Here is a 13,920-nt window from a genome sequence, read left to right as displayed (position 1 = left end):
CGGTCCTCGTCGACCAGATCCCACTTGTTGAAGACCAGCACCATCGCGCGGCCGGCCTCGATGACCATCGAAAGCACCCGCTGGTCCTGCTCGGTCAACGGCACCGATCCGTCGATCAGCACGATCACCACCTCGGCAGCGTCAATCGCTCCGTGGGTGCGTACCGAGGCGTAGAACTCGTGGCCGCTGGCCTGACCGACCTTGCGGCGCAGGCCGGCCGTATCGACGAAACGCCAGACCTTGCCGTCCAATTCGATCAGCGAGTCCACCGGATCGACCGTGGTGCCGGCGACGTCGTGCACCACCGATCGTTCATCACCCGCCAACCGGTTCAGCAGCGAGCTCTTGCCGACGTTGGGCTTGCCCACCAATGCCACCCGCCGTGGACCGGTCTGCGTGGAGGCGAGTTCAGCGACCGCCGGCAGCGCGCCGACGACGGCGTCAAGCAGATCGGCCACGCCGCGACCGTGTATCGCGCTGATCGCGTGTGGCTCGCCGACGCCCAACGACCACAACGCGGCGGCATCGGCTTCGCCTCTCTCGCTGTCAACCTTGTTGGCGGCCAGAAAGACCGGTTTGCCGGAGCGGCGCAGGATACGAGCCGCAGCTTCGTCACCGGCGGTCGCGCCGACGACCGCGTCCACCACCAGGATCACCGCGTCGGCGGTACGCATGGCCACCGATGCCTGCTCGGCTACCAGCATCTGCAGGCCTTCGGCGTCGGGCTCCCACCCCCCGGTGTCCTGCACGACGAAGCGGCGTCCAGTCCACAGCGCGTCGTAGGACACCCGGTCACGGGTCACCCCGGGCACGTCCTGAACGACCGCTTCCCGTCGGCCCAGGATACGGTTGACCAGCGACGACTTGCCGACGTTCGGCCGGCCCACCACGGCGACCACCGGTGGCGGACCACTGGTCGCATCATCGATAGAATCAACAAATTCCGTTGATTCCCAGTCGCTTTCGTCGACCCAGGTGCCGTCCTCGCTCACCGAACTGCCTCGCTTCGCCGCTTGACCAGCTGCAGGAGGTGGGCGATCACTTCGGATTCGGTCATCTCGCTGGTATCGACGACCACGGCATCCGACGCGGCCCGCAACGGCGACACCGCGCGCGTCGAGTCCAGGTGATCGCGGCGGCGCACGTCGGCGAGCACGGAGTCGTAGTCGTCGATCAACCCGGCGGCGACATTCTGATCATTGCGGCGCCGTGCCCGTGTCTCGGCCGACGCGGTCAAGTAGATCTTGACGTCGGCGTCGGGCAACACCACGGTCCCGATGTCGCGCCCTTCGACTACCACGCTGCCAGGTCCCCCGGCCAGGGTGCGCTGCAATTCGACAAGTCGGGTGCGGACGGAGGGAACAGACGACACAGCTGACACCGCCTTGGTGACCTGGTCGCCACGGATTTCCGACGAAACGTCCTCCCCGTCAAGGTAACTGCGATCCTCACCGGGGTCGAAGCCCACCGACAGCTTGGTGTTGGACGCGACCGTTCCTACGCTGTCCTGGTCGGTGAGGTCGATTCCGGCACGCAGTACAGCCAGCGTGACAATGCGGTACATCGCGCCGGTATCCAGGTAGCGGGCCTGCAATGCACGCGCCAATCTCCTTGATACCGAGGACTTTCCGGTGCCCGCTGGGCCGTCTACGGCGACAACGACTGCGTTCACAGCCCTACCGCTTTGTAGAGCTCCCCGATCTCGTTGCGGCGCAGAGCCCGAATGCTGCCAGGCCGCTGCTCTCCCAGTGCCACCGCGCCGATGTCGGTGCGGACCAGTGTCTGCACTGGAAATCCCACCTCGGCCAGCATCCGGCGCACAATGCGTTTGCGTCCCTCGTGCAGCGTGACCCGAAGCAGCGTTTTACCGGGAATGGCGTCAACCACTGCGAAATCGTCGACCGCGACCGGCCCGTCATCCAATTCGATTCCGGCCCGTAATTTCTTGCCGAGCCCGCGTGGAACCGACCCGTTGACCGTCGCCAGATATGTCTTGGGTACTTCAAACGAGGGATGCATCAGCCGATGAGCAAGCTCGCCATCGTTGGTCAGCAAGATCAGACCCTCGGTGTCGGCGTCGAGCCGTCCCACATGAAAAAGCTTCTTGTTGCCCCGAACTCGGTGTTCGACCAGATCGCCGATACAGGGCCGGCCACGATCGTCAGACATCGTCGAATGCATGCCGCGTGGTTTGTTCAGCGCCAGATACACCAGCGAGTCATCCAGAACCACCCGCGCCCCGTCGACTCGGATCACCGAGGCATCCGGGTCGACCCTGGTGCCCAGCTCGGTCACCAGCTGTCCGTCGACCTCGACACGGCCGTCGATGATCATTCTCTCGGCAACCCGCCGCGACGCAATCCCGGCCTGCGACAGCACTTTCTGCAGGCGAACCCCGCTGGGTTCGCTGTCCGTGACCATCACTCGTGATCCACATCGAATGACAACGGCGGATCGTCGGAGACCGGACCGCCGCCGAGCTTGACGAAACGTGGTTCAACGTCTAGGGATTCGCTCAGGTCATCGATCATGTCGACATCGGGAAGCAATGGTGCGATATCGGGCAGATCGGTCAGCGACGACAGTCCGAGGCGTTCCAAGAACAGCTCGGTGGTCGCGAAAGTCACCGCCCCGGTGTCGGCGTCGGTGCCCGCCTCGGTGATCAGGCCGCGCGCCAGCAGCGTGCGCATCACCGCGTCAACGTTGACCCCGCGCACCGCGCTCACGCGTGCACGCGTCACGGGTTGCCGGTAGGCCACCACGGCCAGCGTCTCAAGCGCCGCCCGGGTGAGCTTCGAGCGAGATCCGTCCAGCAGCAAGCGCTCGACGTAGGGCGCGAACTGGGCCCGGGTGTACATCCGCCATCCCCCGCCGGCCTCGCGCAGGTCGATGCCGCTGTCTCGTTCGGTGAGCTCATCGGCCATCAGCCGCAGCTTGGCCGCCACCCGATAGGCCGGTTGCTCGGTGGCCGCGGCCAGCGAATCGACGGTCACCGGGGTGTCGACCACCAGCAGCAGCGCCTCGAGCACCGCACCGAGCTCGGTGTCCTCCAGCTCCGGTGCCGTCGCGACGTCGATGCCGAGGTTCTCATCGGACCCATCGAATCCCGAGTCCAGATCAGGTACGTCGGTACCTAAATCCGAGCTGGTGGCGTCGATGTCCAAGTCCGTGTCGGACGATGGCTCGGTCATGAGTATTGGTCCCGCAATTCGTCGCTGGGGGGTTGTTCTCCGGTCCACGAAACCTGGAGCACACCAAGCGGTTCTGACTGGTCGAATGCTACCGCCCGGGACCGATAGAGCTCGAGCAGAGCCAGGAAGCGCCCGACAATCTCGATCGACGCCGTGCAGTCGGTAATCAGGTCGGAGAACGATGCCCACTGGCCGATCCCACGCTTTTCCAGCAGCGACATCAGCTGTCTGGCCTGCTCGGGCACCGAGACCATCAGTTCGTGCAGGTGCTCGGTGGCCACCGTCGGCACTGGCCGTGGCGTGAACGCGGTCGCCGCGATCTCTGCGAACCGCTCGGCGTCGACGCCCAACATCACCTCGGGCAGCAGGTCTTCGTAGCGGTCTTCCAGTGACACGGCCCGCGGATAGCTACGCAGCGCGGCGGCCTCCAGCTCGGCGAACATCTGCGCGACATGCTTGAACGCCCGGTACTGCAGCAACCGGGCGAAAAGCAGGTCGCGGACTTCCAGCAGCGCGAGATCCTCGGCGTCGTCGACCTGACCGGACGGCAGCAGCCGCGCCGCCTTGAGGTCGAGCAGCGTCGCCGCCACGACGAGGAACGTGGTGGTCTCATCAAGTCCCAGCTCGGAACCGATCGCACGGGTGTACGCGATGAAGTCATCGGTGACTTGGTGCAGCGCCACTTCGGTGACATCGAGCCGGTGGGCGAAAATCAGCTGTAGCAGAAGGTCAAACGGCCCCTCGAAATTGGTCAGCTTGACCTGGAAGCCGTTTTGGGGTGATACCTCGCAGGTCGTCCCGCCGTTCACGCGCCGAACCGGTCGATCACCTCGCGGGCCAACGACCGGTATGCGGCCGCGCCGCCCGATCTTGGTGCCCACGATGTGATCGGTTCGCCGGCGACGCTGGTCTCCGGGAAGCGGACAGTACGGGAGATGACGGTGTCGAACACGAGATCGCCGAACCGCTCCACCACTCGGGCCATCACCTCACGAGAGTTCACGGTTCGCGGGTCGTAGCGCGTGATCAAGATGCCGCTGATGTCCAGCTTCGGGTTGAGCCGATCGCGCACCTTCTCAACGGTGTCGGTCAGCAAGGCCAGACCGCGCAGCGAGAAGAACTCGCACTCGGTCGGGATGATGACGCCGTCCGAGCACGCCAGCCCGTTGACGGTCAGCAAGCCCAGCGACGGCTGGCAGTCAATCAGAACGTAGTCGTAGCGGTCCAGTACCGGGTGCAGTGCTCGGGACAGCGTCTGCTCGCGGCCCACCTCGTTGACCAACTGGATCTCGGCGGCCGACAGATCGATGTTGCTCGGCACCAGGTCCAGATTTTTGACGCGGGTGTGCATCAGCACGTTGTCGAGCGACACTCGCGGCTCAACCAGCAGGTTGTGGATGGTGTGTTCCAGCTCGTAATGCGGTACACCGAGGCCGGCCGACAGCGCTCCCTGCGGGTCGAGGTCCACCAGCAACACCCGCCGGCCGTATTCGGCGAGGGCGGCGCCAAGGTTGATTGTCGAGGTGGTCTTTCCCACGCCGCCTTTCTGGTTGCACATCGCCACGACTTTGGCCGGTCCGTGCGACGTGCGCGGCTTGGGTTCAGGGATCGCCCGCGGTGGGCGCCCGGTCAGGCCGACTTCGGTGCCGCTGTCGGCGTCGTCAGTCATGCCCGGCTGCGGCTCGGCAGCATGGATCGCCTCGGCATGCGCGGCGGTAGGGAAATGGCGGACATCGCAGGAGAGTCTAACGGGTATACGCGCTCGCGCTGTGAGACCCGCAACAACGTAACCAGCGAATTTGGGGACAGCCCGGTTTGAATGCCGAGCGGGCTAGGGTGGCGATCATGAGTCTGAAGCAGCGCATGCCTCTGTTGCGGTGGTCGGTTTTGCGGATGGCGGCCGGGGCCCGCAACATCACCACGACCGGCCAGATCGGTGACGGACGTGAAGCCGCCGCGGTCGACTACGTGCTGAAGCACGCTCGCGCAGGAGATATCGACGACGTACTGGCGACCATCGACCGGTTCGCCTACGAGAAGTCGATGCTGATCAACGTCGGCGATGAGAAGGGCGCGTTCTTGGACGCTGCGGTGCAACGGGCCAACCCGAAGCTGGCCCTAGAGCTGGGCACCTACTGTGGCTATAGCGCTCTGCGCATCGCGCGGACGGCTCCAGCGGCCAAGGTGTATTCGGTCGAGCTGGCCGAGGCCAACGCCGCCAATGCCCGCCAGATCTGGGCTCATGCCGGTGTGGCCGATCGGATTACCTGCGTGGTGGGCACCATCGGCGATGGCGGACATACGCTGGATGCATTGGCGCGCGAGGACGGGTTTGGTTCAGGCACACTGGATTTCCTGTTTCTCGATCACGACAAGGACGCCTATGTGGTCGACCTGCAGAGCATTCTCGACCGGGGCTGGCTGCATCCCGGCTCGATCGCGATGGCCGACAACATCAAGTTGCCCGGCGTCCCGAAGTACCGCGCATACATGCGACAGCATGAAGGCACGGTATGGAAAACCGTTGAGCACAAGGCGCATGCGGAGTACCAGACTTTGGTCTGGGATCTGATGCTGGAGTCGGAGTACCTGGGCGGCTGACGCGCCCAAGATCATCAGGGTTCGCAGTATTCCGAACGGCGCCAGCCATTTCCGGTGCTTACCAGACGCGTCAGTTTCTGCGACCGCGCCGCCGCCGTATCCTGCGCGTGCCAGGATGTGTGCCATGACGGTGGTATTCGTGCACGGCAACCCGGAGACCGGTGCGGTCTGGGACCCCCTCGTCGAGCTACTCGGTCGACATGATGTGGTCCGGCTGTCCCCGCCCGGATTCGGTGCCCCACTGCCGGACGGCTGGCCGGCCACTTACCTGGATTACCGGGACTGGTTGGAAGGCGAGCTGACCCGCTTCGCCCGTCCGGTTGACCTGGTCGGCCACGACTGGGGCGGCGGCCACGTGCTGAACGCGGTGATGCATCGCCCGGACCTGGTGCGCAGTTGGGTCAGCGACGTCGGCGGACTATTCGACCCGGATTACGTATGGCATGACCTGGCCCAGGTGTGGCAGACGCCCGGCGACGGCGAAAAGCTGGTCGACACCATGATGGGCGCACCGCTGGAAGAACAGGCTCAACGGCTGGTGGAGCTCGGCATGACACCGGAGGTCGCCACGAAGCTGGCCGCCGGTGCGGGTGCGGAGATGGGCCGCGCGATCTTGCTGCTATACCGCTCGGCGCGGCAGCCGGTCATGGCGCAGGCCGGCCGGGATTTGGAGAAGGCCGCGGCACGACCGGGGTTGTGCGTGCTTGCGACCGAGGACCATTACGTCGGCTCGGCGGAGATCCGGCGCCGAGCGGCCGCACGCGCGGGCGCCCGCACCGAGGTGCTGGAAGGCCTGGGCCACTGGTGGATGGTGCAGGACCCGGCGCGCAGCGCAGACGTCCTGACCGGCTTCTGGGACTCGCTCGACTAGCCGGGCCGTAGCCGCTGCCGCATTTTCATCGAACCAATGCGGTTGCCGGGGTTGCGTGATCGCCTTGTCGACGGCGCATGTTGACCGCCGCGACGCGGGAGATGAAAGAGGGGTGCATCAGGCGAACCGGGGGGTCGATGAAGTTGTTGACCCGGAAGAACTTCTCGACGATCACGGCGTCGGACTCACACGCGGTCAGCACCCAATCAGCCAGCCGGTTTGTCAGGTGCATCGACAGCGATCGCCGGCCTTGCACCTCCGGAAAAGCCAAGTCGCTGCCGGCACCCATCCGCCAAGCCACACCAATCGATTTCGCTGCGGCACCGAAGTAGCGCCGGGCGAGGTTGCGCCGGCCGCGGAGCAGGCAATCCCGCAGTGCCACCGCGTCCAGTGCCGACACCGTCATGCCTTGCCCGTAGATGGGGTCGAAACTGCAGATCGCATCGCCGCAGACCAACAGACCCTCGGGAAACCGCCGCATTTTGTCGTAGCGCCGCCACTGGCTGCACGGCATCCGATGCCGAATCACCTCCCCGAGTGGCTCGGCGGCCCGCACTGCCGCCAGCACGTGGGCGGGGCCGTACTCCTGGGCGAATGACAGCATGCCGGCCAGGTTGCCGGGCGGCTCGTGGCCCACCATCCCGAAGACCGTGAAGATCCACGTGTCGTTCTCATAGCCGAGCAGAAACATCCCGGTAGGCCGGCCCGGCGCGGCGCCAACCAGGACCAATTGCTCGACAGTGCCGGGCGGAATCCGCAACGGCTGGCTGGCGTAGCACGTCCGCATGACGATCTGGTCCTCGACCGGACGGCCGTAGCCAAGGCTTTCCAGAAGGTTCGGCGTGTGGGCTCCGCGGCCCATCGCGTCGATGACCAGGTCCGCCACCAACTCCTGTTCGACACCGCTGTCGCGATTGACCACCCGCACGCCGGTGACGCGGTTCCGATCCGCCGACGACGTCATCTCGGCCGCATCCAGCCCGCTCAGAATCGTCACGTTCGGGACGGCCCTCAGTCGCCGTCGGACGTGGCAGTCCAGAAACGGCCGGCTCGGAACATAGATCGTCATTGCTTGTCGATCCCGTACCGCACCGGCCCGAGTCAGCTGATGTCCGCCTACCGACATCCAGACCTTGGAGAGATCCCCGTCATCGAGAACAGGCGCACCGGCAGCGACCAGCTCGTTGAGAATGCCGGGGAAGAATTCATCGATGATTTGGCCGCCACGCCTGAGCAGAGCATGAACATGGCGGCCCTGCGGCACCCCCCGCCGATTCGTGGGTTCGTCTGGCAAAACGTCGCGTTCCACCACTGACACGGTCTCGTAGAAATCGGCCAGAACCCTCGCGGCGAGCATCCCGCCCATACTTGCGCCGAGAACAACCGCGTGCTGACCGAGCTTCGCCATCGCCACTCCTGACCGCTGCTTCGACTTTGATCAGTATGGTGAGCACTTTTGGAGTCGGCTTGAGTAGCCGACTACTTAACTTTCGCGGGTGGGGTGGGCGCCTAACGCGCCCGCGGGTGGGCCTCGGCCCAGACTTCGCGTAGCGCGTGCACGGTGACCATGGTGTAGATCTGCGTAGTGGTCACCGAGGCGTGTCCGAGCAATTCCTGCACGACGCGGACATCGGCCCCACCCTCCAACAGGTGGGTCGCAAACGAGTGCCGCAGCGTGTGCGGCGAGACGCCCGCGGTGATACCGGCGCGCTCCGCGGCGTCCTGCAGGACTTGCCATGCACTCTGGCGCGACAGCCGGCCACCGCGGGCATTGAGAAAAATGGCCGGCGTACCGCGCCCGCGGCGGGCCAATTCGGATCGCCCGCGGACCATGTAGGCCTCCAGCGCTTGCACCGCGGGCCGCCCGATCGGAACCAGCCGCTGCTTGCCGCCTTTGCCGTGCAGCAGCACCGACCGGGCGTGTGTGTCGATGTCGTCGACGTCGAGTCCGACCGCCTCTGAGATGCGCGCGCCGGTCGAGTAGAGCAGCTCGAGCAGCGCACGGTTACGTAACGTCAACGGGCCGTCGGACGGGCTGTCGCCGCCGGCGCCCGCCAGCAGGGCGAGGACCTGATCGAGGCTGAGGCTCTTGGGCAGCCGTCGCCCCGGTGTCGGTGGCTTGACGGCCTGCGCGACGTCGGATGCGGCCAAGCCTTCGGCTGCGGCAAACCGGTGCAGACCGCGTACGGCGATCAGGGTCCGGGCCGCCGAGACCGCCGACAAGGGTGACACGCCGGAATCGGGATCGCCGCGACGCAAGGCCATCAGGAATTCGCTGACGTCGTCCTCGCTGACCTTGGCCAGGTCGTCGAGGCCGCGCACGGTGAGGTGCTCGAAGTAGCGGCGCAGGTCGCGGCGATAGGAGCTCAACGTGTTGGCGGCGACTCCCCGCTCGATCGTCAAATGATCAAGGTATCCCTGCAGCTGGCCCTCCAGCGGCGGTGCCAGCGTCGTCATCGGGCTGCCTTTCGCGCTCTGAACGCCGTCGACCGGTCGGTCCATCGCGCATCCACCGGCCGCGGCTCGGCGATGCCCTCGCTGACTGCGTAGGCGGCTAAAACACCAGCAACTGCAAGGGAATTCACGATCTCACCGCTGAAAACCCGCTGGACTGCCTCAGTGAGGGAATACCACTCCACCGTCATGTCGGCCTCTTCGTCGTGCGACTCGGGCCGGCCCACCTCGGTCAAGCCGGTGGCCAGATAGACCCGCACCGACTCGTCGCTGAAGCCGGGTGCGGAATCCAGATCGACCAACAGCTGCCAGGTCTCCGCCTGGAGGCCGGCCTCCTCGCGAAGCTCCCGCGCGGCGCTGAGATGCGGGGCCTCCCCCTCGACGTCGAGCAGTCCGGCGGGCAACTCCCACAGCCGCCGGCCGAAGGGGTGGCGATACTGGTAGACCATCGGGATTCGGCCGTCGTCGTCCATCGCCACGATCGCTACCGCGCCAAAGTTTTCGATGACTTCTCGGGCCACGATCTTGCCGCCGGGCATCCGGACCTGGTCGGCGCGCAACGCGAAAATCTTTCCGACATGCAGGCTTTCGGACGAGGTCGTCTCGAAGACGTGCTCACCCACGGGTAACAGGTTCGGGCTCAGACAGCGACGGCTCTGCGCCCTCATGTTGCTCGCTGCCGTTGGCTCGCCGCTCGGGCATCTCCAGGGACAGCCGCTCGCCCGCCTTGTACTCGATCGCCGCGCCGATGAAGCCGGTGAACAGCGGATGCGGTCGGGTCGGCCGGCTCTTGAGTTCGGGGTGGGCCTGGGTGCCGACGACGAATGAGTGCATCTCGGGCGGATACTCGACGAACTCGACCAGGTGCCCGTCGGGCGACGTTCCGGAGAATTTCAGGCCGCTCTCGGCGATGCGGTCCCGGTACGAATTGTTGACCTCATAGCGATGCCGGTGCCGCTCGGAAACCTCGGTCGACTGATAGGCCTGGGCGACAATGGAATCCGGCTCCAGCACGGCCGGATAGGCTCCCAGCCGCATGGTGCCGCCGAGGTCGGCTTCGCCGGCGACGATCTCTTCCTGATCGGCCATCGTGGAGATCACCGGGTCGGGGGTGTCCGGATCGAATTCGGCGGAGTTGGCCTCGGTCAGGCCCACGGACCGTGCGGCCTCGATCACTATGCACTGCATACCCAGGCACAGCCCTAATATGGGCAGCCCGCGAGCTCGTGCGTGCGAGATAGCGCCGATCTTGCCCTCGATTCCCCGGATGCCGAAGCCACCGGGGATCAGCACACCGTGCACGTCCTCGAGCACCGACGCGGCTCCGCCGGGCGTCTCGCAGTCGTCGGAGCCCACCCAGCGAATCTCCACCTTGGCTCGGTGCTTGAAGCCGGCCGCCCGTAATGCTTCACTCACCGAGAGATAGGCGTCCGAGAGGTCGACGTACTTACCCACCAAGGCAATTCGCACGGTCTCCTGCGGATCGTGCACTCGGCGCAGCAGGTCGTCCCATTCGGTCCAGTCGACGTCACGGAACGGCAGGTGGAGCCGGCGGACGACGTATGCGTCCAGCTCCTCACGGTGCAACACCTTCGGGATGTCGTAGATCGAGGGCGCGTCGGGCGTGGAGATGATGCCGTCGATGTCCACGTCACACATCAGCGCGATCTTGTTCTTCAGCGGCTCAGGTACGTCGCGGTCGCAGCGCAGGATCAACGCGTCCGGGGTGATACCGATGCTGCGCAGCGCGGCCACCGAGTGCTGAGTGGGCTTGGTCTTGAGTTCTCCCGACGGCGCCAGATACGGGATCAGCGACACGTGCAGGAAGAACACGTTCTCCCGGCCGATGTCGTGCCGAACCTGCCGCGCCGCTTCGAGGAAGGGCTGCGACTCGATATCGCCGACGGTGCCGCCGATCTCGGTGATGACGACATCGGGTCGCCTACCGTCGGCATCCGGCTCGGCCATGGCCAGGATGCGGCGCTTGATCTCGTCGGTGATATGCGGGATGACCTGAACAGTGTCACCGAGGTATTCGCCGCGGCGCTCCTTGGCGATGACCGTCGAATAAACCTGTCCGGTCGTGACATTCGCCGAACCGGACAGATCGCGGTCGAGAAAGCGCTCGTAGTGGCCGACATCGAGGTCGGTCTCGGCGCCGTCCTCGGTGACGAACACCTCGCCGTGCTGGAACGGGTTCATGGTGCCCGGGTCGACGTTGAGGTAGGGATCGAGCTTCTGCATCGTCACCTGCAACCCGCGGGCGGTCAGCAACTGTCCGAGGCTGCTCGCGGTCAGTCCCTTACCGAGCGACGACACGACCCCGCCGCTGACGAAGAGATGCTTGGTTGCGGTCTGCGGATGCTTACGCAATGTGGCGACCTCCGTGAAGACGGCGCAGGGCTAGCCTCTGTTGAGGGCTGTTTTCCAGCTTTGGGCCTGCCGACCCACGGAAACCCACCCTAACAAACACTCAGCGACCTCGTCGCTAACACGCCCGGCGGCGCGGCTGGGAGGTGCCCCCACCGCATTGTCGGCGGGCTACGAAGCGACGGTGAGCCCGGTATTGCGGTGGCCGGTGCCGTACTGGCCGGTCCGACCACCATTGATCAAGTCGGCCGCGCCGAGCACTGCGGTGACTCGACCAGATTCGGCATCGAGATCGTCGACAGTGCTGATCACCGGGGTCACTGTGGCGTCGGCGCGGGCCACTCCGACCGCGGCCGGACCGTCCGAGGAGCCGTTGCGGCCGGCCAGCACCACGCCCGAACCGTGCGGTGCGAGCGCTGCGGAGAACCGGGCCACGCTGACGCCCTGGTTACCGGCGTCGTTGCTCAGCGAGCCGCCGGTGATGACCGCGGCGGCGTTCGCCGCACCGACGTGCTGGTTCCCGTAGCCGATGAAACCGGTGTCGCGCAGTGCTGCCAGCACGGTGTCGCGTTGCGCGTCGTCCACCGGCGGGACCGCCGGATCCCGGTTGATCAGCAGCGCAATTCCCAGCAGGTCGCCGGCTTGGGAGCCTTGGTCGACCAATTTGGTGCTCAACTGGGCGCCCGCGGGGAGAACCGACGCGTTGACCACTGAGCGCAGTTTCTCTGCGGAGTTGGCGTCGACGAACTCCTGTGTCAACGACACCGTGCCGGTGACGGCTCCCCCGGCCTGTCCGATGATCTTCGACACCGCTTCGACGTCTTGGTCGTTCGCATCGGGTGCGCGGAAGATCACCATCGACTTGCCGTTCAGCGCGTCGTGCACCATCCGGCCCGCCATCTGGGCGTCGAAAGCGTTGGCAGAAGCGAGCTTTCCGTTCAGGACGTTCTTCTCGTCGTTGAGCGAGTTGACCTGGTTGTGCAGATTCCGGGTTTCGTCGCGCAATCCGGACGTGATGGTGTTGGACAGAAGCCCTGAGCCGAGCATGACGCCGACCGCCAGCGCGAGGAACACTGCGGCCAGCGAAATCGCTTGCTGACGTAGAGATATCACGTCGCCACCGTCCTATTGGATGAAGCGCTGGATCCAGATCAAGAAGTGATTCCAATACTGGGCGATCCAGTGCAACACCACGGTGTCGGTGCGTGACACCCACAGCGCGGCGATCACTGAGATCAGCATCGTCAAGATCAGCAACGCAATCGCGCCACCGGAAATCCGGTTGTGGTAGAGCGTGGCAACAGCTTTGGCGTCAACAACTTTCTCCCCCACCCGCAACCTGGTGAGGAAGGTCGAGGGGTTGCTGTCCTGACGCGTCCGGTCGAAGAAGGTCTCGATGTTGGCGCGGTGGCCCGCGGTCACCAGCAGCGCAGCACCGTGATGATCGGCCAACAGCAGCGCCAGGTCAGCCGGTGAACCCGCGGCGGGGAACGTCATCGCCCCGACACCGAGGTCCTGGATGCGTTCCAGACCTGGCGCGTGCCCGTCGGCGTCCGCGGGCAGCACGACCTGCGCTCCGCACTTGAGGACTTCGGTGCTCAAGTTGCTCGGATCGCCGACGATGAGTTGTGGTCGGTATCCGGCTTGGCGCAGCACATCTGCGCCGGAGCCGACGCCGATCAAGACGGGCTGATATTCCTTGATGAAGGGCTTGAGGCGCTTGAGGTCGTCAGCGGCGTCGTCCTCATCGGCGACCACGACGACGTGCCGGCGGCGCAGTTCGATGTCGACGTCGGGAATGCCGATGCCGTCGATCAACAGTGGGCTCTCGCTTCGGATGAACTCAATGGTGTTGCCGGCGAAGGCTTCCAGATGGGCGACCAGCCCGATCTTGGCTTCCTGCATCAGCTCGGCGATTTCTTCGTCGGTGCGCTCGGTGCCGCGGATCAGTCGGCGGTCGCCGGCGTACACGCCACCGTCGTAGAGGCGGACTTTCGAGCCGTCTTTGATCTTCTTGAAAACGTCGGTGCCGGTCTCGTCGATCAGGGTGACACCGTTGGCCAGCAGCACTTCGGGTCCCAGATTCGGGTAACGGCCCGACACCGACGGGGATGCGTTGATGACGGCGGCGATCTCCGCGTCGACGAGCGCATCGGCCGTGATCCGGTCCAGGTCCAGGACATCGAGGACCGCGATATCGCCCGGGCACACCCGCCGCAGCAGCCGGTCGATGTCACGGTCGACCCGGGCGGTGCCGACGACGCCTGGCCGCGAGGTATTGCGGGACAACAATGAGGACAAGGTGGTGGTCACGCTCATGGAGGCGATTCTGTCGGTGAACCCGACTGTGAACGGGGAGGCGCGCCGTAACAGGAGCCTCAGAAGTTACATCTTGTCACATCTGTCACACGGGCGGATGCAACATTCAGGTCG

At 65.4% G+C, this 13,920-nt stretch carries 14 protein-coding genes; 2 read left to right on the top strand and 12 right to left on the bottom strand.

Features of this window, described 5'->3' with window-relative positions:
• From der to WAN02_RS26960, 6 genes are all read right to left on the bottom strand, one after another.
• A partial coding sequence (der, locus tag WAN02_RS26985) for a ribosome biogenesis GTPase Der (protein ID WP_422268162.1) occupies positions 1–992 on the bottom strand: 992 nt, incomplete at its 3' end.
• A complete protein-coding gene (cmk, locus tag WAN02_RS26980) occupies positions 989–1,672 on the bottom strand; it encodes a (d)CMP kinase (protein ID WP_422268160.1) in 684 nt (227 codons plus the stop codon). The genes cmk and der, both read right to left, overlap by 4 nt.
• The gene (locus WAN02_RS26975; protein ID WP_422268159.1) at positions 1,669–2,421 is read right to left on the bottom strand and encodes a pseudouridine synthase; all 753 of its coding nucleotides are present in this window, start codon (positions 2,419–2,421) and stop codon (positions 1,669–1,671) included. Before WAN02_RS26975 ends, cmk begins: the two co-directional genes overlap by 4 nt.
• On the bottom strand, positions 2,421–3,191 hold the full coding sequence (gene scpB, locus WAN02_RS26970) for an SMC-Scp complex subunit ScpB (protein WP_422268157.1): 771 nt from the start codon (positions 3,189–3,191) through the stop codon (positions 2,421–2,423). The genes WAN02_RS26975 and scpB overlap by 1 nt, the downstream gene beginning before the upstream one ends.
• Positions 3,188–4,000 carry a segregation/condensation protein A gene (locus tag WAN02_RS26965; protein ID WP_422268155.1) on the bottom strand — a complete coding sequence of 271 codons (813 nt, stop codon included), beginning with the start codon at positions 3,998–4,000 and terminating at the stop codon, positions 3,188–3,190. Before WAN02_RS26965 ends, scpB begins: the two co-directional genes overlap by 4 nt.
• Positions 3,997–4,860 carry a ParA family protein gene (locus WAN02_RS26960; RefSeq protein WP_422268153.1) on the bottom strand — a complete coding sequence of 288 codons (864 nt, stop codon included), beginning with the start codon at positions 4,858–4,860 and terminating at the stop codon, positions 3,997–3,999. The genes WAN02_RS26965 and WAN02_RS26960 overlap by 4 nt, the downstream gene beginning before the upstream one ends.
• A 176-nt stretch (positions 4,861–5,036) precedes the next feature.
• On the opposite strand from WAN02_RS26960, the gene WAN02_RS26955 reads away from it, so the two are divergent.
• Both WAN02_RS26955 and WAN02_RS26950 read left to right on the top strand, forming a co-directional pair.
• Complete coding sequence (locus WAN02_RS26955; protein WP_422268151.1) at positions 5,037–5,792, top strand: O-methyltransferase; 756 nt, start codon at positions 5,037–5,039, stop codon at positions 5,790–5,792.
• 124 nt (positions 5,793–5,916) lie between these two features.
• On the top strand, positions 5,917–6,663 hold the full coding sequence (locus WAN02_RS26950; RefSeq protein ID WP_422268149.1) for an alpha/beta fold hydrolase: 747 nt from the start codon (positions 5,917–5,919) through the stop codon (positions 6,661–6,663).
• A 25-nt stretch (positions 6,664–6,688) separates the two neighbouring features.
• Here the strand turns inward: WAN02_RS26950 and WAN02_RS26945 are convergent, their stop codons facing one another.
• The 6 genes from WAN02_RS26945 to steA all read right to left on the bottom strand — a co-directional run bounded on the left by WAN02_RS26945 (position 6,689) and on the right by steA (position 13,806).
• Positions 6,689–8,071 (bottom strand): FAD-dependent oxidoreductase, encoded by a 1,383-nt coding sequence (locus WAN02_RS26945; RefSeq protein ID WP_422268147.1) that lies wholly within the window; start codon positions 8,069–8,071, stop codon positions 6,689–6,691.
• Between the two features lie 101 nt (positions 8,072–8,172).
• Positions 8,173–9,120 carry a site-specific tyrosine recombinase XerD gene (gene xerD / locus WAN02_RS26940; protein ID WP_422268164.1) on the bottom strand — a complete coding sequence of 316 codons (948 nt, stop codon included), beginning with the start codon at positions 9,118–9,120 and terminating at the stop codon, positions 8,173–8,175.
• Positions 9,117–9,740 (bottom strand): NUDIX domain-containing protein, encoded by a 624-nt coding sequence (locus WAN02_RS26935; protein ID WP_422268145.1) that lies wholly within the window; start codon positions 9,738–9,740, stop codon positions 9,117–9,119. Before WAN02_RS26935 ends, xerD begins: the two co-directional genes overlap by 4 nt.
• The gene (locus WAN02_RS26930; RefSeq protein ID WP_422268143.1) at positions 9,733–11,490 is read right to left on the bottom strand and encodes a CTP synthase; all 1,758 of its coding nucleotides are present in this window, start codon (positions 11,488–11,490) and stop codon (positions 9,733–9,735) included. Before WAN02_RS26930 ends, WAN02_RS26935 begins: the two co-directional genes overlap by 8 nt.
• A gap of 168 nt (positions 11,491–11,658) precedes the next feature.
• Entirely contained in the window at positions 11,659–12,600 is a 942-nt protein-coding gene (locus WAN02_RS26925; RefSeq protein ID WP_422268141.1) for a copper transporter, read from the bottom strand.
• 12 nt (positions 12,601–12,612) lie between these two features.
• Positions 12,613–13,806, bottom strand: a complete 1,194-nt coding sequence (gene steA, locus WAN02_RS26920; protein WP_422268139.1) for a putative cytokinetic ring protein SteA — start codon at positions 13,804–13,806, stop codon at positions 12,613–12,615.
• Positions 13,807–13,920: the final 114 nt, after the last annotated feature.

The organism is Mycobacterium sp. (assembly GCF_049281135.1).
GTDB lineage: Bacteria > Actinomycetota > Actinomycetes > Mycobacteriales > Mycobacteriaceae > Mycobacterium.
Note: the sequence above shows the minus strand (reverse complement) of the source record. Positions and strands in the feature narration are given on the sequence as shown.

Coding starts and splice junctions, on each gene's coding strand:
- WAN02_RS26955 (WP_422268151.1), top strand. CDS start 5,037: ATGAGTCTGAAGCAGCGCATGCCTCTGTTGCGGTGGTCGGTTTTGCGG.
- WAN02_RS26975 (WP_422268159.1), bottom strand. CDS start 2,421: ATGGTCACGGACAGCGAACCCAGCGGGGTTCGCCTGCAGAAAGTGCTG.
- WAN02_RS26960 (WP_422268153.1), bottom strand. CDS start 4,860: ATGACTGACGACGCCGACAGCGGCACCGAAGTCGGCCTGACCGGGCGC.
- xerD (WP_422268164.1), bottom strand. CDS start 9,120: ATGACGACGCTGGCACCGCCGCTGGAGGGCCAGCTGCAGGGATACCTT.
- WAN02_RS26950 (WP_422268149.1), top strand. CDS start 5,917: ATGACGGTGGTATTCGTGCACGGCAACCCGGAGACCGGTGCGGTCTGG.
- WAN02_RS26945 (WP_422268147.1), bottom strand. CDS start 8,071: ATGGCGAAGCTCGGTCAGCACGCGGTTGTTCTCGGCGCAAGTATGGGC.
- scpB (WP_422268157.1), bottom strand. CDS start 3,191: ATGACCGAGCCATCGTCCGACACGGACTTGGACATCGACGCCACCAGC.
- steA (WP_422268139.1), bottom strand. CDS start 13,806: ATGAGCGTGACCACCACCTTGTCCTCATTGTTGTCCCGCAATACCTCG.